This is a genomic window from Streptomyces sp. NPDC047061, from assembly GCF_040643955.1.
GTDB lineage: Bacteria > Actinomycetota > Actinomycetes > Streptomycetales > Streptomycetaceae > Streptomyces.
The window spans coordinates 183190-202958 of sequence record NZ_JBEYVI010000015.1; the positions used below are offsets into that span (position 1 = coordinate 183190).

Consider the following 19769-nt stretch of genomic DNA (forward strand, 5'->3'; position numbering starts at 1 on the left):
ATAGTAGGCGGATCGAGCGGGGGCTGTTTCAGCCTGTGGATAACCTTTTGACCTGCGGTTCTGTTACGTACAGACCGTTCCCGCCTTCGGCACCGTCCCCTCCAGCAGATAGCCGTTCACGGCACCCTGCACGCACTTGTCCTTGCTGTCGTACGCCCCGTGTCCCTGCCCCTTGTACGTCAGCTCGACCCCGACTCCCTTCCCGAGCGCGTCCACCATCTTCTTCGCGCCCTCGTACGGCGTCGCCGGGTCCCCCGTGTTGCCCACGACCAGGATCGGCGCCGACCCGGGCGCGCTGACGTCGGGATGGTCGGCGGCGCCCGGCACCGCCCAGTCCGTGCAGCTGACCATCCCCCAGGCGAGGTAGTCGCCGAACAGCGGCGAGGCGGCGCGGAACTCGGGCAGCTTCTGCTGGACGTAGTCGGCGGTGTACCGCGGCTTCTCGTCGGCGCAGTTGATGGCGATGTTCGCCGCCGTGATGTTGCTGTACTCGCCGTTCAGGCTGCGGCCGTTCATCGAGTCGGAGAGCAGCATCAGGATCTTCCCGTCGCCGTCGTACGCCTCCTCGAGCCCCTCGGTGAGGTACTCCCAGAAGTCCTTGGAGTACAGGGACTGGGCGATCCCGTTGGTCGCGGCGGACTGGGTGAGCTCGCGGGGCAGGACACCCGGGATCGGCTTCTCGTCGAGGTCCACGAGGAGCCCCGCGATACGGTCCTTCACGTCCTGCGGGGTGTCGCCGATCGGGCACTCCGTCTTCTTCGACGTGCAGTCCTCGGCGAAGTTGTCGAGCGCGAGCTGGAAGCCCTTGGCCTGCCCGAGCGAGCTCTGCTCCGGGTCCTGGGTGGGGTCGACGACGCCGTCGAAGACGGCCCGGCCCACGTTCTTCGGGAACAGGTGGGCGTAGACGCCGCCGAGTTCGGTGCCGTAGGAGATGCCGAAGTAGTGCAGCTGCCGGTCGCCGAGGACCTGGCGCATCAGATCCATGTCGCGGGCGGCGTCGGTGGTGCGGACCTGCGGCAGGATCGTCCTGGAGTTCTTCTCGCAGGCGGCGTTGAACTGCTTGGTGCGGTTGATCAGCTGGGTGCGTTCGGCGCTGGTCTCGGGCGTCGCGTCCTGCTGGAAGTAGTCGTCGAGCTGCTCGTCGTTCTCGCACTCGACGGGGTCGCTGCGGCCGACTCCGCGCGGGTCGAAGCTGACGAGGTCGTAGCGCGTGCGCAGGGCCGCGTAGTCGTCGCCGAACGCGGGGAGGGTGGTGACGCCGCTGCCGCCCGGGCCGCCGAAGTTGAAGATCAGGGAGCCGATCCGCTTGTCCGGGTCGCCGTCGGCCCTGGCCCGGATCAGCGCGAGCCCGATGGTGGCGCCCTTCGGCTTCGACCAGTCCAGGGGCGCCTTCATGGTGGCGCACTGCCAGGTGCCGCCGCCGGGCAGCGGTGACGGCGCGTCGCCGCCGCCCTCGGCCTCGTCGGGGGCCGGGCAGCTCTTCCAGTCCAGCTTCTGCGTCGCCAGATCCCTGTCCTTGGCACCGTCGCCGCTGCACCCGGTCAGCAGGGAGGACAGCGCCAGCGCGGCGGTCAGGGCGGCGACACGGATCCGGAAGGCGTTCGGCATGATCCCATCCTGGGGTCGCACCCGGCCACGCGCGCGGGGCGCGAGCCGTCCGAGGTACGACCCTGGAGCGCGCCCTTGCGCGAGAGGTGGTTGCTAGAGCGCGCCCTTGCGCGAGAGGTGGTTGAAGGCCAGCCAGCCCGGCAGGACCGGCAGCCACAGGGTCAGCAGCCGGTACAGGAGGACGGCCGGCGCCGCGACCTCCTTGGGGAGGCCGACGGCGATCAGGCCGACGGTCAGGGTCGCCTCGACCGCACCGACACCGCCCGGGGTCGGCGCCGCGGAGCCGAGCGCGTTGCCGGCGAGGAAGACCACGGCGACGCTGGCGATGCTCAGCGAGGTCGACTGGTCGCCGAACGCGCGGATGGAGGCGTCCAGGCACATCACGAAGCAGGCGGTCAGCAGCAGCATGCCGCCGATGCCGGTGACGAGCTTCTGCGGCCGCTGGAGCACGTCCAGCATGCGCGGCACGACACCCGCGAAGAGCGACCGCACGCGCGTGCTGACGAATTTCCGCAGGAACGGCACCGAGGTCACCACCAGGACCAGTACCGCGACGGTCAGCAGGCCCGCGATGACCGTACGGGAGGGCGACAGCGACGGGGTCTTCTCGGTGCCGGTCAGATAGCCGAAGGACAGCAGCATGAGGATGTGACAGCCGAGCGAGAACAGCTGCGAGGCGCCGACGCTCGCCACCGCGCCCCCGGGGCGTACGCCCGCGCGCTGCAGGAAGCGCGTGTTGAGGGCCACACCGCCGACCGCGGCGGGCGCCACGATCTTCACGAACGAACCGGCGACCTGCGCCGCCACGGTCCGCACGAAGGGCACCCGCTCGGGCACGAACCCGAGCAGCGACATCGCGGCGGCGACATAGCTGAGCGCCGAGAACAGCACCGCTGCGATCACCCAGCCCCACTGGGCGTTCGCGACCAGGGGGCCGAACTCGATGTGGGTGAGCTGGGTCAGCAGGTAGTACCCGCCGATCGCGCCGGCGATGACGCTGATCAGGGTCCGCGGCCGCACCCGCTCCAGGCGGGCCGGCTCGACGGGCGCCTGCGGCCTGATCCGCAGCACCTGGTGCCGGATCTGGGTGAGCAGGTCCTCCTCGCGGGCCTCTTCCAGCGCGTCGTCCAGGGCCCGCTTCTCCGCCCGCTGCTCGGCGCGCACCGTCTTCTTGTCGGGCTTCTCGGCCTCCTCGGCGCGGGCCTGTCTGACCTGGCGGGACGCCTCCAGGACCGCGTCCCGCTCGCGCTGGGCGCGCTCCCTGGCCAGTCTGCGCAGCGTCGCGCGCGTGGACCGGGTCAGCGCGATCGGCTGGAGCATCGGCAGGCAGTCGGCCACGGCGTCGGGTCCGAGGACGCCGACCGCCGAGGCCACCGCCCGCTCGGCGCCCACCCGCAGACCGAGCGTGGTGACCAGCTGGGCGACGTCCATGCGCAGCAGCAGCTCACCGGCGGCGATCTCACCGCCGCGCAGGTCGGTGAGGATCACCGTGCCGGAACGATCCACCAGGATGGCGTCACCCGCGAGCCTGCGGTGCGCGATCCGGCGCGACTGCAGCGCCCGCACCTGGTGCCAGGCGTTGCGCAGCAGTTCGTCGGTGATCTCCTCGTCGGCCAGCGAGTCGAGGGAGCGGCCGCCGGTGTGCTCGTAGACGAGCATCACGGCGTCGGGGCCCAGCTCGGAGGTGGCGATCAGCTTGGGCGCGTTGGCGCCGGCCGCGATCGCCGCGTAGGCCAGCAGCGCCTCCTGCTCCAGGGCCTGGCGCAGGGACTGGAGGCTGGAGCGGGTGGCGAAGCCGCGCAGGGTCAGGTTGCGCCACGCGCGGTAGAAGAAGCCCTGGGCCTGCTGCTCCCGGTCGACGACCGTGACGTCCAGCGGCGGGCCGTCCTCCAGGGTGACGAAGTAGCGCCGGCCCCGGTCGCCGTTCTCGGTGTCCAGCGCCTCCTCGCGGGCCGCGCCGACCGGGTGGAAGCCGACGTGTCTGAGGCCTGCCAGCAGGGTCCGGCCGGTGGGGCGGACGTTGGGGGAGCCGACGGCGTACAGCGTGCCGTAGGCGACGGTCCAGCCGATCAGCACCGTGAGGATGATCGAGAACGGTGTCGTGTAGCCGGTGACGAGCATGGAGAACGCGTCGAGCAGCAGCACGATCCACAGCACCGCGCGCCATCTCGGCCGCCGGGACATGCCGACGGCCGTCATGTAGGCGATGACGGGCGCGAGATAGCCGTGCACCGGGTCGGTGAGGGCGTGGATGTCACCGGGGGAGGGCTGGGTCAGCGCCTCCTGGATCGAGTCCGGGGCGGCTCTCGCCACCCACAGGTCGGTGGCGAGGGTCACGCCGTGCGCGAGGACGGCCGCGAGCACGCCGTCGGCGATGCGCAGCCCGTCCCGCTTGATCAGCCGCTCGATCGCGAACGCGACCGGCACCAGCAGGATCGCGATGCTGGAGGCCAGCCCCGCGAACCTGATCAGCAGGTCGGGGGCCTGTCCGGTGCCCTTGTTGATGTCCTGCTCGAGCCCGGAGGTGGTGCCGTGCGCGAACGCGGCGATGCCGAGCAGCACGGCGACGGCGAGCACGCCGACCAGGAGCCGCATGAGGTCGGAGGGGCGGTGCACGCGCGCGGGGAGCAGCGGTTCGTCGCCCTCCACCTCGTCGGCGTGCGTCTCGTCGCACTCGGCGGGGTCCGGTTCGGCGGCACCCGACTGCACGGCGGCGGGCTGTGTGGCGCCGGGCTCTGCGGCGGCCGACTGTGCGGTGTCCGACTCGGGCGCGTCCGGGTGCTCTGGAGTGCCTGATTCCGCCGCGTCAGGGCGCGCGGCGGCGTCAGAGGTGCCGGCTCCGCCCTCGGAGCGCACGCCCTGCTGCTCGGTCGTCTCTTCTTGATCTCGTATCACCAGTCACCGCCCGCACGATGGTGGCATGCTCCACCGACACCGGAGGGCATCAGGGTGCAGATGCGGGGTCGCACAGTCTGCCCCAAGCGCCGCGAGAGGGCGAGGCGCAGGCCTGCCGCGGACCGCGCGGGTTGTCGGTGGGGTGCGGCAGGATGGGGCGAATGAGCGAGCAGAGCCTTCCCGAGGACACCCGAGAGGGGTACGCGGACGAGCTGCCCGAGTACGCCGAGCGGGTCCTGGAGGTCGCCGAGCGGATCCCGCCCGGGCGCGTGATGACGTACGGCGACGTCGCGGAGTGGCTGGAGGAGGGAGGTCCGCGTCAGGTGGGGCGGGTGATGGCCCTCTACGGCGGTGCCGTCCCGTGGTGGCGGGTGGTGCGCGCAGACGGGGTGCTGCTCCCGGGGCACGAGCTGGGCGCGCTGGACCACTACCGCGCCGAAGGCACCCCGCTCAGGGAGGCGAGCAGGGCCGCGGAGGGCCATCTGCCGCGGCTCGACATGAGGCGGGCGCGGTGGGACGGCGGCGCGGACGCGGGGGCTCACACCTGACAGCTTCCGCCATCGGAGGCCCTCGGTGGGAACCGGTGGCCCGTACGAGGGACACCGGGGACGTCCGTGGCATGACGTACGTTCGTGAGATGTGCGGCGCGCGTGCCGCGAGTGGCGCCCGGGTCGGTCGGGTCGGACGGGAAGAAGCGGAAGCTCTGCTTCCGTCCGGTTCGTCGGCGTAGCGTCGGCTGCGCGTGTCCCGCTCACCCCGCGGCCACCCCTGCGCACGCGCGACCGCGAACCGACCAGCACACCCACCAGGACCGGCGAACCACGTGAGCTCCTCTTCCTCCACCAGGCGCCTGCCGCACCCCCCGGTGCGGCAGGGGAACCGTGGCGCTTACCGACTGGTCCGTACCCCGCCGGCCGACGTGGATCCCCCTCGTCTGGACGCGCCACAGCGCGCCGTGGTTGACCACGGGGCCGGCCCGCTGCTCGTTCTCGCGGGTCCCGGCACCGGCAAGACCACCACCCTGGTGGAGTCGGTGGCCGCGCGGATCGCCCGTGGCGCGGACCCGGAGCGGATCCTGGTGCTGACGTTCAGCCGCCAGGCCGCCGTCGAACTCCGCGACCGCATGGCCCTGCGCGTGGGCGCGGCCCGCGCGCCGCGGGCGACCACCTTCCACTCGTACTGCTACGCCCTGGTCCGCGCCCACCAGGACAGCGGTCTGTTCGTGGACCCGCTGCGGCTGCTGTCCGGCCCCGAGCAGGACGTCGCCGTCCGTGACCTGCTCGCCGGTCAGCCCGACCTGGAGCGGCTCGGGCTGCACCACGTGCGCTGGCCCGACGACCTGCGCGCCTGCCTCACCACCCGGGGCTTCGCCGACGAGGTCCGCGCGGTCCTCGCCCGCAGCCGCGAGCTGGGCCTGGACCCGGCCGCCCTGGACGCCTTCGCCCGCCGTATCGGCCGCCCCGACTGGCGGGCCGCCGCCGCCTTCCTCGCCGAGTACCTCGACGTCCTCGACCTCCAGGGCGTCCTCGACTACGCCGAACTCGTCCACCGCGCGGTGCTGCTCGCCCACCGTCCCGAGGTCGCCCTGGATCTCGCCGGCCGCTACGACGCCGTGTACGTCGACGAGTACCAGGACACCGACCCGGCCCAGGTGCGCCTGCTGCACGCCCTGGCCGGCGGCGGCCGCACCCTGGTCGCGTTCGGCGACCCGGACCAGTCGATCTACACGTTCCGGGGCGCCGACGTGAACGGCATCCTGGACTTCCCGTCGGCCTTCGCGCGCGTGGACGGCCGCCCGGCGCCGGTGGAGGTGCTGCGCACGTCCCGCCGGGCCGGTACCGGTCTGCTGGCCGCGACCCGCCTGCTGACCCGGCGGATGCCGCTGACCCGGCTGCCCGCCGAGAAGGTGCGCGCGCACCGCGAACTGACCGCCGCGCGGGACGACGGCCGCGTCGAGGTCTACACGTACCCGACGTCCGGCACCGAACTGGACAACGTCGCCGACATCCTGCGCCGCGCGCATCTGGAGGACGGCGTCCGCTGGAGCGACATGGCCGTCCTGGTGCGCGCCGGCTCCCACACCATCCCGACGGTCCGTCGCGCCCTCACCGCGGCCGGCGTGCCCCTGGACATCGACGGCGACGACCTGCCGCTGCGCCACGAACCGGCGGTGGCGCCCCTGCTGACGGCGCTGCGGGCGGTGGCGGAGGCGGAAGCCGCGCACTCCGGTGCGGACGAGGGCGCCGAGGAGACCGAAGAGGCCGCCTGCTGGCTCGACACCGAGACCGCGCTCACCCTGCTCACTTCCCCCCTCGCCGGCATGGACGCGGCCGACCTGCGCCGCCTCGGCCGTGCCCTGCGCGACGAGGAGCGGGCGGCCGGCAACGCGTTCCCGCCCCCGTCCGACGAGCTGCTCGCGCGGGCGCTCGCCGAGCCCGAGCGCCTGGCCGTCCACGACCCCGGGTACGCGCGCGGGGCGCAGCGGCTGGGGGCGCTGCTCGCCCGGGCCCGGGAACGCCTCACGGGCGGCGGTACGGCCGAGGAGGCGCTGTGGGTCCTGTGGAACGGCACACCCTGGCCCTCGCGCCTGGAGCGTGCCGCCCGCCGCGGCGGCGCCGCCGGCCGCAACGCCGACCGGGACCTGGACGCCGTGTGCGCCCTGTTCGCCACCGCCGCCCGCGCGGAGGAGCGCAGCGGCGGCCGGGGCACGCTGAACTTCCTGGCGGAGATCGAGGCCGAGGACATCGCCGCCGACACCCTCGCCGGCCGCGCGGTACGGCCCGACGCCGTACGCCTGATGACCGCGCACCGCGCCAAGGGCCTGGAGTGGCGCCTGGTCGTGGTGGCCGGCGTCCAGGAGGGCCTGTGGCCGGACCTGCGCCGCCGCGGCTCGCTCCTGGAGGCCGACCGCATCGGCCGTGACGGGCTCGCCGAGCCGCTCACCCCGGGCGCGCTGCTCGCCGAGGAGCGCCGTCTGTTCTACGTCGCCGCCACGCGCGCGCGTGAACGCCTCGTCGTCACCGCCGTGAAGGCCCCCGCGGACGACGGCGACCAGCCCTCCCGGTTCCTCACCGAACTGGGCGTCGAACCCCAGGACGTCACCGGACGGCCCCGCCGTCCGCTCGCGGTGGCCGCTCTGGTCGCCGAACTGCGCGCGACCACCGTCGACCCGCGCGTGTCCGACGTCCTGCGGGAGGCGGCCGCCCGCCGCCTGGCCCGGCTGGCCGCACTCGCCGACGAGGACGGCCGCCCTCTGGTGCCGTCCGCCCACCCCTACCGCTGGTGGGGCATGTTCGAGCCGACCGAGAGCAAGGTGCCGCTGCGCGACCGCGACCAGCCCGTGGTGCTCTCCGGCAGCGCCCTCGACCAACTCGCCAACACCTGCAGCCTGCAGTGGTTCCTGGGCCGCGAGGTGAAGGCCGACGCCCCCGCCACCACCGCCCAGGGCTTCGGCAACGTCGTGCACGTCCTCGCCGACGAGGTCGCCTCCGGACGCACCCCCGCCGACCTCGCCGTCCTCATGGAGCGGCTGGACTCGGTGTGGAACGCGCTCGCCTTCGACGCGCCCTGGAAGTCGGCGCAGGAGAAGGACAACGCGCGCGTGGCGCTCGAACGCTTCCTGAAGTGGCACGTCCTGGACCGCACCGCACGCACCCCGGTCGCCAGCGAGCAGGACTTCGACGTCACCCTCGGAGCGGGCGACTACGAGGTGCGCATCCGCGGCCAGATGGACCGCGTCGAGACGGACGGCGAGGGCCGCGCGTACGTCGTCGACTTCAAGACCGGCAAACAGGCGCCCAGCTCGGCCGAGGTGGCCCGGCATCCGCAGCTCGCCGTCTACCAGCTCGCGGTCCGCGAGGGCGCCGTCGACGAGGCCTTCGACGGCGCCCGGCCCGAGCCCGGCGGCGCCGAACTGGTGCACCTCCGGCAGGGCGCGGCCCAGCGCGACGGCGGCGAGACCCTGCCCAAGGTGCAGGCGCAGGAGCCGCTGGAGGGGGAGTGGGTCGGCGAACTGCTGGCCACCGCCGCCGGCAAGGTCCTCGACGAGCGGTTCGCGCCGACCACCGGCCAGCACTGCACCCACTGCGCGTTCCGCGCCTCGTGCAGCGCGCGGCCGGAGGGGCGGCACGTGGTGGAGTGAGCGAGCACACGGGGGCGCCGGTCCGCCGATTGTGCCGTTTTATCGATTGTCAGTGCCCGCCGCTAGCCTCTTTCCTCATGCCCGCCCGTATCACCGACCCCGAGCAGCTCAAGGAGCTCCTCGGCATCCCGTTCACCCCGGAGCAGACGGCCTGCATCACCGCGCCGCCCGCCCCGCAGGTGATCGTGGCCGGGGCCGGGTCGGGCAAGACGACGGTGATGGCGGCCCGCGTGGTGTGGCTGGTCGGCACCGGACAGGTGGCCCCGGAGCAGGTCCTCGGCCTGACGTTCACCAACAAGGCGGCCGGCGAGCTCGCCGAACGCGTCCGCAAGGCGCTCCTCAGAGCCGGCGTCACCGACCCCGACGTCATCGACCCGGACAATCCGCCCGGCGAGCCGGTCATCTCCACGTACCACGCCTTCGCGGGCCGGCTGCTCACCGACCACGGCCTGCGCATCGGCCTGGAGCCGGCCTCCCGGCTGCTCGCCGACGCCACCCGTTACCAGCTCGCCGCGCGCGTGCTGCGCGAGGCCCCCGGCCCCTACCCGGCCCTCACCCGGTCCTTCGCCGACCTGGTCAGCGACCTGCTCACCCTCGACTCCGAGCTCGCCGAACACCTGGTCCGCCCCGAGGACCTGCGGGCCTGGGACGCCGGTCTGCTGAACACCCTCGCGGGCGTCAGGCTCGGCAACGCCGACCTGCGCAAGGTCCCCGAGACCGCCGCCGCACGCCGCGAACTGGCCGAGCTGGTGCTGCGTTACCGGGCCGCCAAGCGCGAGCGGGACCTGCTCGACTTCGGCGACCAGATCGCGCTGTCCGCGGCGCTGGCCGGCATCGCCGAGGTGGGCCGGCTGCTGCGCGAGGAGTTCCGGGTCGTCCTCCTCGACGAGTACCAGGACACCTCGGTCGCGCAGCGCGTGCTCCTGGCGGGCCTGTTCGGCGACGGGACCGGCCACCCCGTGACCGCGGTCGGCGACCCCTGCCAGGCCATCTACGGCTGGCGCGGCGCCTCCGTCGCCAACCTGGACGACTTCCCCGAGCACTTCGCGCACGCGGACGGGCGCCCCGCCACCCGCCAGGCGCTCAGCGAGAACCGCCGCAGCGGCGGCCGCCTCCTCGACCTCGCCAACGGCCTCGCCGAGCCGCTGCGCGCCATGCACGCGGGCGTGGAAGCCCTCCGCCCCGCCCCCGGCGCCGAGCGGGACGGCACGGTCCGCTGCGCCCTGCTGCGCACCCACGCCGAGGAGATGGACTGGATCGCCGACTCGGTCGCCCACCTCGTCCGCACCGGCACCGCACCCGGCGAGATCGCGGTCCTGTGCCGCACGGCGACCGACTTCGCGGAGATCCAGGGCGCCCTCGTCGCCCGTGACGTCCCCGTCGAGGTGGTCGGCCTCTCCGGACTGCTGCACCTGCCCGAGGTCGCCGACCTCGTCGCCGTCTGCGAGGTGCTCCAGGACCCGGGCGCCAACGCCTCCCTGGTCCGGCTGCTGACCGGCCCGCGCTGGCGCATCGGCCCACGCGACCTCGCCCTCCTCGGCCGCCGCGCCCGGCGGCTGGTGTCCCACGCGCGCGTGGGCGACGCCGACGACCCGGACCGCAGGCTCGCCGAGGCCGTCGAAGGGGTCGACCCCGCCGAGGTGATATCCCTCGCGGACGCCCTGGACACGTTCCTGGAGCTGCCGTTCGACGGAGACCGGCCCGGACAGGGCGACGACGGGCTGCCGTTCTCGTCGGACGCGCGCGTGCGCTTCGCCCGCCTCGCCACCGAGCTGCGCGAGCTGCGCCGCTCCCTGTCCGACCCGCTGATGGACGTCCTGCACCGCGTCCTCGCGGTCACCGGCCTGGAGGTGGAGCTGTCCGCGTCCCCGCACGCGCTGGCCGCCCGTCGCCGCGAGACCCTGTCCAACTTCCTGGACGTCGCCGCCTCCTTCGCGGCCGGCGACCAGGAGGCGACCCTGCTCGCCTTCCTCGGGTTCCTGCGCACCGCCGCCCAGTACGAGAAGGGCCTCGACAACGCCCTGCCCGGCGGCGAGAACACCGTCAAGGTGCTCACCGCGCACAAGTCCAAGGGCCTGGAGTGGGACGTCGTCGCCGTCCCCGGACTGGTCAAGGGCACCTTCCCGAGCAGCCAGGGGCGCGAGAAGTGGACCGCCCAGGCCAAGGTGCTCCCGCACGCCCTGCGCGGCGACTCCGCCACCCTGCCCGACGTCGAGGCCTGGGACTCGCGTGGCCTGAAGGCCTTCCACGAGGCCATGAAGGACCACCAGCACACCGAGGAGCTCCGCCTCGGCTATGTCACCTTCACCCGCCCCCGCTCCCTGCTCCTCGGCTCCGGCCACTGGTGGGGCCCCAGCCAGAAGAAGCCGCGCGGCCCCTCCGACTTCCTCCGGTCCCTGTACGACCACTGCGCCGACGGCCACGGCGAGATCGAGGCCTGGGCCGACGAACCGGAGGAGGACGAGGAGAACCCGGCCCTGCACGCGGCGAGCGCCGACCAGGTGTGGCCGCTGCCCCTGGACGAGGCAGCCCTGGCCCGCCGCCGACAGGCCGCCGAGACCGTCCTGGCTCACCTGGACGCCCTCACCGCCGAAGCCGCCGGAGGTGCCGGAGGTGCCGGAGTCACTCCCGCCGGCCACGACCCGGCCGCCGTCGAGGACCCGGACTGGCCCCCGCCGCCCGAGGACGACGAACCCGACCCCTACGAGGACGCCTTCCCGGACACGGACGCCGCCGACCCCTCCGACTGGGACTCCTGGAGCACCGACCGCCCCGCGGTCCCGCACCAGGCCACGCCCGCCGAGCGCACGCCGGTGCACGAGCGCGCCCCGGAACCCGAGCGCATCCTCCCCGCTCCCGAGGAAGCTCTCCGCACTCCCGAGGAGGCCTTCCTCACCCCCGAGGAAGCCCGCACCATCGCCTCCTGGGACCGCGACCTCGACGCGCTCACCGGAGAGCTGCTGCGCGCCCGCCGGAACACCACCGACGTCCCCCTCCCCGCCACGCTGTCCGCGACCCAGCTGATGCGGCTGGCCGAGGACCCGGACGGGCTCGCGCAGGAACTCGCGCGCCCCATGCCACGCCCTCCGCAGCCCGCCGCGCGCCGGGGCACCCGCTTCCACGCCTGGGTCGAGGCACGCTTCGAGGAACTCACGCTGCCCATGCTGGAGCCCGACGAGCTGCCCGGCAGCGACGCCGAGATCGCCGACGAACGCGATCTCGAAGCCCTCAAGGAGGCCTTCGAACGCACCGAGTACGCCCACCGCACGCCCTACCGCGTCGAGGCCGCTTTCCAGCTCTCCCTCGCGGGCCGGGTCGTCAGGGGCCGTATCGACGCCGTCTACCGGACCGACCACGGCGACGGGGCGACGTACGCGACGACGTACGAGATCGTCGACTGGAAGACCAGCCGCACCCGCCTCGCCGACCCGCTCCAGCTGGCGATCTACCGGATCGGCTGGGCCGAGCAGCAGGGCGTGCCGCCCGAGTCGGTCACGGCCGCGTTCGTGCACGTGCGCACCGGCGAGGTCGAACGACCGGACGGCCTGCCGGACCGGGCCGCCCTGGAAAGACTGATCGTCGGACAGGCCGAGTGTGACGAACCGCCCGCCGAGGATGTCGGTCCGGGCCGATAGGCTCGTGACCATGAGCCAGACCCTGGACAGCGCCGTCCGTACGTACATCGAGCAGCACCGCGCCGCCTTCCTCGCCGACCTCGCCGAATGGCTGCGCATCCCCTCCGTGTCGGCCCAGCCCGACCACGCTCCCGATGTACGCCGCAGCGCCGACTGGCTCGCCGCCAGACTGACGGAGACCGGCTTCCCGACCGCCGAGGTCTGGGAGACGGCGGGCGCCCCGGCCGTCTTCGCCGAGTGGCCCGCGGGCGACCCCGAGGCGCCCACGGTCCTCGTCTACGGCCACCACGACGTGCAGCCCGCCGCCCGCGAGGACGGCTGGGACAGCGACCCCTTCGAGCCCGTCGTCCGCGACAACCGCCTCTACGCGCGCGGGGCGGCCGACGACAAGGGCCAGGTGTTCTTCCACACACTCGGCGTCCGCGCCCACCTCGCCGCCACCGGCCGCACCGCCCCCGCGGTCAGCCTGAAACTGCTGATCGAGGGCGAGGAGGAGTCCGGCTCCCCGCACTTCCGTGCCCTCGTCGAGGAGTACGCCGAGCGGCTCGCCGCCGACGCCGTGATCATCTCCGACACCGGCATGTGGTCCGAGGACACACCCACGGTGTGCACGGGCATGCGCGGGCTCGCCGAGTGCCAGATCGTCTTGCACGGCCCCGACCAGGACATCCACTCCGGTGCCTTCGGTGGCGCCGTCCCCAACCCGGCCACCGTCGCGGCCCGCCTGGTCGCCGCCCTGCACGACGAGCACGCGCGCGTGGCGATCCCCGGCTTCTACGACGGCATCGTGGAGCTGAGCGACCGCGAGCGGCAGCTGTGGGCCGAGCTGCCCTTCGACGAGGAGAGCTGGCTGCGCGAAGCGCATTCGCACGCCACCGAGGGCGAGGCCGGGCACACCACCCTGGAGCGCGTCTGGGCCCGCCCCACCGCCGAGGTCAACGGCATCGGCGGCGGCTACCAGGGCCCCGGCAGCAAGACGATCATCCCGTCCTCGGCCCTGCTGAAGCTGTCGTTCCGCCTGGTCGCCGGGCAGGACCCCGACCACATCGAGAAAATCGTCCGCGCCTGGGCCGACGAGCGGATCCCCGCCGGGATCCGCGCCGAGATCACCTTCCTGCCGGCCACGCGCCCGTGCCTGACCCCGCTCGACCACCCCGGCCTCCAGTCGCTGGCCCGCGCCATGGGCCGGGCCTTCGACGGACCGGTCCGGTTCACCCGTTCGGGTGGCTCGGGGCCCGCCGCCGACCTTCAGGACGTCCTCGGCGCACCCGTTCTCTTCCTGGGCATCTCCGTCCCCTCCGACGGCTGGCACGCCCCGAACGAGAAGGTCGAGCTGGACCTCCTCCTCAAAGGCGTCGAGACCAGCGCCCACCTGTGGGGCGACCTCGCCGAGAACTGGCGCCATGCCCCCTGACCCGCCGATGCCGTCCGGAGCGGCACCGCGGGCGGGGCACACTGGAAGGGCCGCACCGCCCGCCCCCGCCCGACCCGGTCTCCTCCCGCCCTTCGTCCCGCTGAACCGCCCGTTGAAACATCCGTTGCACTGGGGGAGTTGGAAGCACCCGTGACCACCTGGACCGACCACACAGCCGATCGACCCATCTCGCTCACCGCCCCGAGCGGCATCGACCGCGCTGCCCACCACCGGCTCGACGAGGCCTGGCTCGCGGCGGCGTGGAGCCACCCTGACACCCGCTGTTTCGTGGTCTCCGGCGGCCAGGTCCTCATCGACGAGACGCCCGACGGCCGCACCGAACTCGTCATGACGCCCTCCTTCGAGGCACCCCTCACCGAGGCGCACCGCTACTTCCTGGGCACCGACGAGGACGGCGTCAGCTACTTCGCCCTCCAGAAGGACGCCCTGCCCGGCCGCATCGACCAGTCCGCGCGCCCCGCGGGCCTGCGGGAGGCCGGACTGCTGCTGTCACCTCGGGACACCGGCCTGATGGTGCACGCGGTCGGCCTGGAGAACTGGCAGCGCACCCACCGTTTCTGCTCCCGCTGCGGCGAGCGCACGGTCATCGCCGCCGCCGGCCACATCCGCCGCTGCCCCGCCTGCGGCGCCGAGCACTACCCCCGCACCGACCCCGCCGTGATCATGGCCGTCACCGACGAGGACGACCGCATCCTGCTCGGCCGCCAGGTCCACTGGCCCGAGGGCCGCTTCTCCACCCTCGCCGGTTTCGTCGAGCCCGGCGAGTCCATCGAGCAGGCGGTGCGCCGCGAGGTCTTCGAGGAGGCCGGGATCACCGTAGGCCCGGTCGAGTACGTCGCCAGCCAGCCCTGGCCGTTCCCGTCCAGCCTCATGCTCGGCTTCATGGCCCGCGCCACCACCACCGAGATCGACGTCGACGGCGACGAGATCCACGAGGCCCGCTGGTTCTCCCGCGACGAACTCGGCGCCGCCTTCGACTCCGGCGACGTCCTGCCGCCCTACGGCATCTCGATCGCGGCCCGCCTGATCGAGATGTGGTACGGCAAGCCGCTGCCGACGAGGAGCTTCGTCTGAGACGGCCGTCATGACCGCAGAGGAGTACTGGAACCACAACGTCCACCACCACCCCGTGGTGCTGGACGCGGTACCCGAAGGCTGCCGCACCGCCCTGGACGTCGGCTGCGGCGACGGCCTGCTCGCCGCCAAGCTCGCGGCCAGGGCGGAGTCGGTCACCGGCGTCGACCGGTCGGCGGAGATGATCAGGCAGGCGCGCAAGCGGGAGGCCGGGAACGTCACCTTCCTGGAGGGCGACTACCTCGACGGCGCCGGCCTCGACAAGGAGGGCTACGACTTCGTCAGCGCGGTCGCCGTCATCCACCACGCCCCCTTCGACGACGCGATCGACCGCCTGGTGGGGCTGCTCGCGCCCGGCGGCCGGCTGGTCGTCGTCGGCCTGGCCCACGACCACACCCTGCTGGACCGGGTGATCAGTGGCTGCGGGGTTCCCGCGAGGCTGCTGACCGCGCTCCGGCGAGGTGGCGAGCGGGGGCCTGCCGACATGCCGGTCGAGGACCCGATCATGACCTGGGGAGAGGTCCGGCAGTCGACCGCGCACCGGCTCCCCGGCCGCCGCTACCGGCGCCGCCTGCTGCGGCGCTACACGCTGGTGTGGGACAAGCCGGAGTGAACATGCGAAAGCGGCCCCTGACATGAGTCAGGAGCCGCCGCGCGCCGGGAGACCTACGCGCTGATCTTCTGCTTCACCTGGGCCAGCGACGGGTTCGTCAGCGTCGAGCCGTCGGCGAAGAGCACCGTGGGGACCGTCTGGTTTCCGCCGTTCGCCTTCTCCACGAATGCGGCCGAATCCGGGTCCTGCTCGATGTTGATCTCGGTGTAAGCGATGCCCTCGCGGTCCATCTGGCTCTTCAGCCGGCGGCAGTAGCCGCACCACGTGGTGCTGTACATCGTCACAGTGCCCTGCATCTCGCTCGCACTCCTTCGGCGGGTCGGGGAAGCTCGTCCAGGAGAGCAACGTACGCGGCCCTTCCGCCATTCCCGCAGCACGGGCCCCGAGTGACGCCTGCCGCATTAGTACGACTGCGCGGGGTTGCCTGTGGACAACCGGCACGGCCGTCTCCGGCGACCTGGCAGCATGGCCATGTGACAGCAGCAACGCACTCCTCCCTCTTCCCGCCGGTACCGGACTCTGCCGACGCGGTGCTCGAAGGGCTCGACCCCGAGCAGCGCGCGGTGGCGACCGCCCTGCACGGTCCCGTGTGCGTGCTGGCCGGAGCCGGTACCGGCAAGACCCGGGCGATCACCCACCGGATCGCCTACGGGGTGCGGGCCGGCATCCTCCAGCCGTCCAGCGTGCTCGCCGTCACCTTCACCAACCGCGCCGCCGGGGAGATGCGCGGCCGGCTGCGCCAGCTCGGCGCCCAGGGGGTGCAGGCCCGCACCTTCCACTCGGCCGCGCTGCGCCAGCTCCAGTTCTTCTGGCCGAAAGCGATCGGTGGTTCCCTGCCCCGGCTCGTCGACCGCAAGATCCAGCTCGTCGCCGACGCGGCCGCCGCCTGCCGCATCCGCCTCGACCGGGGCGAGCTGCGCGACGTCACCGCCGAGATCGAATGGTCCAAGGTCACCCGGACCGTCCCCGCCGACTACCCCCTTGCGACCGTGAAGGCCGGCCGGGAGGCCCCCCGCGACCCCGCCGAGATCGCCCAGATCTACTCCGTCTACGAGGACCTCAAGCGCGACCGCGCGGTCATCGACTTCGAGGACGTCCTGCTGCTGACCGTCGGCATCCTGCAGGACCGGCACGACATCGCCGAACAGGTCCGCGCCCAGTACCAGCACTTCGTCGTCGACGAGTACCAGGACGTCAGCCCGCTCCAGCAGCGGCTGCTGGAACTCTGGCTCGGCGAGCGCGACAGCCTCTGCGTCGTCGGCGACGCGAGCCAGACCATCTACTCGTTCACAGGAGCAACCCCCGACCATCTGCTCGACTTCCGCACCCGCCACCCCGGGGCCACCGTCGTCAAGCTGGTCCGCGACTACCGCTCCACACCCCAGGTAGTCCACCTCGCCAACGGTCTCCTGGCCCAGGCCCGCGGCCGGGCCGCCGACCACCGCCTGGAGCTGGTCTCCCAGCGCCCCGCCGGCCCCGAGCCCGTCTACACCGAGTACACCGACGAGCCCGCGGAAGCCGAGGGCGCCGCCCGCCGGATCCGGGAGCTGATCGGTGCAGGGGTGCCGGCCGCCGAGATCGCCGTGCTGTTTCGCACCAACGCGCAGTCCGAGACGTACGAACAGGCCCTCGCGGACGCCGGGGTGCCCTACCAGCTGCGCGGCGCCGAGCGGTTCTTCGACCGGCCCGAGGTGCGCAAGGCGGGCGTCGCCCTGCGCGCCGCGGCCCGCTTCGGGGGCAATGACGCGCTGCTCGACGACACCGTGGACCTGCCCTCGCAGGTGCGCGCGGTCCTCTCCGGGGAGGGCTGGACCACCTCGCCCCCGGCCGGCTCCGGCGCGGTCCGGGAGCGCTGGGAGTCGCTTGCCGCTCTGGTCAACCTCGCCCAGGACGTCGCCGCCGCCCGGCCCGCCGCGACCCTCGCCGACTTCGTCGCCGAACTCGACGAGCGCGCGGGTGCCCAGCACGCCCCGACTGTCCAGGGCGTCACCCTCGCCTCCCTGCACTCGGCGAAGGGCCTGGAGTGGGACGTCGTCTTCCTGGTCGGTGTCGCCGAGGGCATGATGCCGATCACCTATGCGAAGACCGACGAGCAGATCGAGGAGGAGCGCCGGCTCCTCTACGTCGGCGTGACCCGCGCCAGGGAACGGCTCCATGTCTCCTGGTCCCTCTCCCGTACCCCCGGCGGCAGACCCGGCCGCAGGCCCAGCCACTTCCTGGACGGTCTGCGCCCCGGCTCCACCGGCACCGTCGGCAGGAGCGGCGGCGCCGGCGGCGGAGGTGTCGAACGCGGCTTCACCGGCGGCCCCGTGGCCGCACCCCGGCGCACCCAGCGCACCCCCGCCCGCTGCCGGGTCTGCGGACGCACGCTGACCGACGCCGGCGAGATGAAGCTGATGCGCTGCGACGGCTGCCCGTCCGACATGGACGAGGGACTCTACGAGCGGCTGCGCGAGTGGCGTGCGGACCAGGCCCGGCTCAGCGGTCAGCCGGCCTTCTGCGTCTTCACCGACAGGACGCTGATGGCCATCGCCGAGAGCGCCCCGGACGACGACCGCGAGCTGGCTCGCATCCCCGGTGTCGGCGCGCGCAAGCTCAACCGTTACGGTGCCGATGTTCTGGCCATCTGCGCAGGCCAGGACCCCGACGGAGAAGAAGTCGGGGGCTGATGCGAACTCGTCGAAAAAATAGTTTGCGCATGCCCCAGCAATCCCCATAGGTTCTAGGCACGGAAGCGGCGGCCTTCTCGAAGGCCCGATTCCGTGTTGTACTTGCATATCCGAGCGGATCGGCTCAACACCGGTCCCCCAGACGCCGAGAGGAGGCGAGTCCAGTGATCAGCATCAAGACCAGCAGCAACATCAGCGCGGCCAAAATGACCGATCTCTCGGCCGTCTCCGTGTGCATGCTCGGCGTCTCGAACCTGGGCACCGGTCTGTCCGGCATTTCTGCCGTGCGTCCGGCGTCCTCCGTTTCTCTCGCGGGTCTTCCTGTCCGTGAGCGCAATGAGCGACCGACCGAGGCACTGGAAGCAGTAGCGGCACAGGCGAAGGCCTATGCCTTTACGGCGCCCGGTGCCGGAAGCCGGCAGCAGACGACGCAGCACCACCTGATGTGGGCCTTCCGTGGGCCAGAACCCTGGAGTGATCCAGCCTGATCGATCAGGCCGGCGCCTTCAGGGCCGCGGAACCCCATCCGGGATCCGCGGCCCTTCTGTTTTCCCCGAACGGGGAGAGCGGAGCGAAGGGGCCTCGGGACAAGAGCAGAACCCGGTACCAGCCGCCAACCGGTCCAACCCGACCGGCACGACCAGACGAGGAAGAACAACCGTGCAACTCGAAGCGCACGCCCCGTCCGTACCGCCTTCCGAAACGATCCCCCCGCCCGGCCTCACGGAGGACTCCACCTTGATCCCGCTCACCGCGCTCACCGCGCTCGACGACGCCATCGAGAACCTCGGCGTACCCGTCCCCTGCCGTTCCTACGACCCGGAGGTCTTCTTCGCCGAGTCGCCGGCGGACGTCGAGTACGCCAAGTCCCTCTGCCGCACCTGCCCGCTGATGGAGGCCTGCCTCGCGGGGGCCAAGGAGCGGCGCGAGCCCTGGGGCGTCTGGGGTGGCGAGCTCTTCGTCCAGGGTGTCGTCGTCGCCCGGAAGCGGCCGCGTGGCCGTCCGCGCAAGAACCCGGTCACGGCATGAACATCCACGGAACGATCGACCGCCCCCTCACGCACGATCCCAAGAAGCAGGCCCCGATGAAGCCGTCAACCAGCGAGCCCGCCGGCTCCGCGATCCCAGACTTCACCACCGCCGGTACCGCCACCGGCTCGCGTCAGAACAGGACCCGAGAGATGCAACTCATCCCAGAAGCCTTGGCTCGTGCGCATATGCACGAGCGACTGCACGAGGCCGAGCGGGAACGCCGGGCCGTGCGCCTGGCGTCCGCTCGCCGGATGCAGCGCCGGGCCGAGCGCGCTTCGATGCGCGCCCGCCGTGCGCTCGCCATGGCCGTGATGCAGTAACCCAGCACACCTGAAGCGGTGGCCTCCCGATCCCGGGAGGCGAAAGCTCCCCGCGGGGGCCGGTCCGGCCGAACGGACCGGTCCCCGCGGTGCGTTGTCCCGGGGGATCCGCGCCGCGGAGTTATCGTCACCGGGTGACGAGTCTTTCCGGAGGCAGTGATCACGGCGGCTCCGCCATGGAGCCCCACCCGCTCGTGTGCGCCCGCTGCGGCACCCCGGCCGACGGCCCCCCGCCCACCACCTGGACCTGCTCCGTGGAGAACGGCGTCCGCCAGTTCTTCTGCGACACCTGCTCCAGGGAGAACCTCAGAGCGATCGAGGGCCGGCTCGATTCGTCCTGGTGGTGA

14 protein-coding genes are annotated in these 19769 nt (G+C 72.9%); 11 read left to right on the forward strand and 3 right to left on the reverse strand.

The annotated features are described in order from the left end of the window. Nucleotides 1-63: 63 nt before the first annotated feature. Both ABZ887_RS22925 and ABZ887_RS22930 read right to left on the reverse strand, forming a co-directional pair. Nucleotides 64-1608: an alpha/beta hydrolase gene (locus ABZ887_RS22925; protein WP_361292261.1), complete on the reverse strand. Its 1545-nt coding sequence runs from the start codon at nucleotides 1606-1608 to the stop codon at nucleotides 64-66. 93 nt (nucleotides 1609-1701) lie between these two features. Beyond that, nucleotides 1702-4503, reverse strand: a complete 2802-nt coding sequence (locus ABZ887_RS22930) for a lysylphosphatidylglycerol synthase domain-containing protein (RefSeq protein ID WP_361292263.1) — start codon at nucleotides 4501-4503, stop codon at nucleotides 1702-1704. 161 nt (nucleotides 4504-4664) lie between these two features. Between ABZ887_RS22930 and ABZ887_RS22935 the strand changes: the two genes are divergently transcribed. The 6 genes from ABZ887_RS22935 (at nucleotide 4665) to ABZ887_RS22960 (ending at nucleotide 15401) form a co-directional block, all read left to right on the forward strand. After that, entirely contained in the window at nucleotides 4665-5051 is a 387-nt protein-coding gene (locus ABZ887_RS22935) for an MGMT family protein (RefSeq protein WP_361292265.1), read from the forward strand. Nucleotides 5052-5326: 275 nt separating this feature from the next. After that, nucleotides 5327-8644, forward strand: coding sequence for an ATP-dependent DNA helicase (locus ABZ887_RS22940; RefSeq protein WP_361292267.1), 3318 nt, complete (start codon nucleotides 5327-5329; stop codon nucleotides 8642-8644). A 77-nt stretch (nucleotides 8645-8721) separates the two neighbouring features. Next, complete coding sequence (locus ABZ887_RS22945) at nucleotides 8722-12279, forward strand: ATP-dependent DNA helicase (protein ID WP_361292269.1); 3558 nt, start codon at nucleotides 8722-8724, stop codon at nucleotides 12277-12279. A 10-nt stretch (nucleotides 12280-12289) separates the two neighbouring features. Continuing rightward, entirely contained in the window at nucleotides 12290-13693 is a 1404-nt protein-coding gene (locus ABZ887_RS22950) for a dipeptidase (RefSeq protein WP_361292271.1), read from the forward strand. Nucleotides 13694-13843: 150 nt separating this feature from the next. Further along, entirely contained in the window at nucleotides 13844-14788 is a 945-nt protein-coding gene (gene nudC, locus ABZ887_RS22955; RefSeq protein ID WP_361292273.1) for an NAD(+) diphosphatase, read from the forward strand. A 10-nt stretch (nucleotides 14789-14798) separates the two neighbouring features. Then, complete coding sequence (locus ABZ887_RS22960; RefSeq protein WP_361292275.1) at nucleotides 14799-15401, forward strand: class I SAM-dependent methyltransferase; 603 nt, start codon at nucleotides 14799-14801, stop codon at nucleotides 15399-15401. A gap of 53 nt (nucleotides 15402-15454) precedes the next feature. Here the strand turns inward: ABZ887_RS22960 and ABZ887_RS22965 are convergent, their stop codons facing one another. Continuing rightward, nucleotides 15455-15697 (reverse strand): mycoredoxin, encoded by a 243-nt coding sequence (locus ABZ887_RS22965; RefSeq protein ID WP_351939913.1) that lies wholly within the window; start codon nucleotides 15695-15697, stop codon nucleotides 15455-15457. Between the two features lie 177 nt (nucleotides 15698-15874). Here ABZ887_RS22965 and ABZ887_RS22970 point away from each other — a divergent pair, with 177 nt between their 5' ends. From ABZ887_RS22970 to ABZ887_RS22990, 5 genes are all read left to right on the forward strand, one after another. Continuing rightward, on the forward strand, nucleotides 15875-18070 hold the full coding sequence (locus tag ABZ887_RS22970) for an ATP-dependent DNA helicase UvrD2 (protein ID WP_361292277.1): 2196 nt from the start codon (nucleotides 15875-15877) through the stop codon (nucleotides 18068-18070). Nucleotides 18071-18234: 164 nt separating this feature from the next. Then, on the forward strand, nucleotides 18235-18558 hold the full coding sequence (locus ABZ887_RS22975; RefSeq protein ID WP_361292279.1) for a hypothetical protein: 324 nt from the start codon (nucleotides 18235-18237) through the stop codon (nucleotides 18556-18558). A 172-nt stretch (nucleotides 18559-18730) separates the two neighbouring features. Continuing rightward, the gene (locus ABZ887_RS22980; RefSeq protein ID WP_020119791.1) at nucleotides 18731-19099 is read left to right on the forward strand and encodes a WhiB family transcriptional regulator; all 369 of its coding nucleotides are present in this window, start codon (nucleotides 18731-18733) and stop codon (nucleotides 19097-19099) included. Further along, complete coding sequence (locus tag ABZ887_RS22985) at nucleotides 19096-19422, forward strand: hypothetical protein (protein WP_361292281.1); 327 nt, start codon at nucleotides 19096-19098, stop codon at nucleotides 19420-19422. The genes ABZ887_RS22980 and ABZ887_RS22985 overlap by 4 nt, the downstream gene beginning before the upstream one ends. 134 nt (nucleotides 19423-19556) lie before the next feature. Continuing rightward, on the forward strand, nucleotides 19557-19769 hold the full coding sequence (locus ABZ887_RS22990) for a hypothetical protein (RefSeq protein WP_361292283.1): 213 nt from the start codon (nucleotides 19557-19559) through the stop codon (nucleotides 19767-19769).

What these genes read in the sequence shown, in the direction of transcription:
- ABZ887_RS22935 (WP_361292265.1), top strand. Translation starts at nt 4,665, where the DNA reads ATGAGCGAGCAGAGCCTTCCCGAGGACACCCGAGAGGGGTACGCGGAC.
- ABZ887_RS22950 (WP_361292271.1), top strand. Translation starts at nt 12,290, where the DNA reads ATGAGCCAGACCCTGGACAGCGCCGTCCGTACGTACATCGAGCAGCAC.
- ABZ887_RS22945 (WP_361292269.1), top strand. Translation starts at nt 8,722, where the DNA reads ATGCCCGCCCGTATCACCGACCCCGAGCAGCTCAAGGAGCTCCTCGGC.
- ABZ887_RS22925 (WP_361292261.1), bottom strand. Translation starts at nt 1,608, where the DNA reads ATGCCGAACGCCTTCCGGATCCGTGTCGCCGCCCTGACCGCCGCGCTG.
- ABZ887_RS22965 (WP_351939913.1), bottom strand. Translation starts at nt 15,697, where the DNA reads ATGCAGGGCACTGTGACGATGTACAGCACCACGTGGTGCGGCTACTGC.
- ABZ887_RS22960 (WP_361292275.1), top strand. Translation starts at nt 14,799, where the DNA reads ATGACCGCAGAGGAGTACTGGAACCACAACGTCCACCACCACCCCGTG.
- ABZ887_RS22985 (WP_361292281.1), top strand. Translation starts at nt 19,096, where the DNA reads ATGAACATCCACGGAACGATCGACCGCCCCCTCACGCACGATCCCAAG.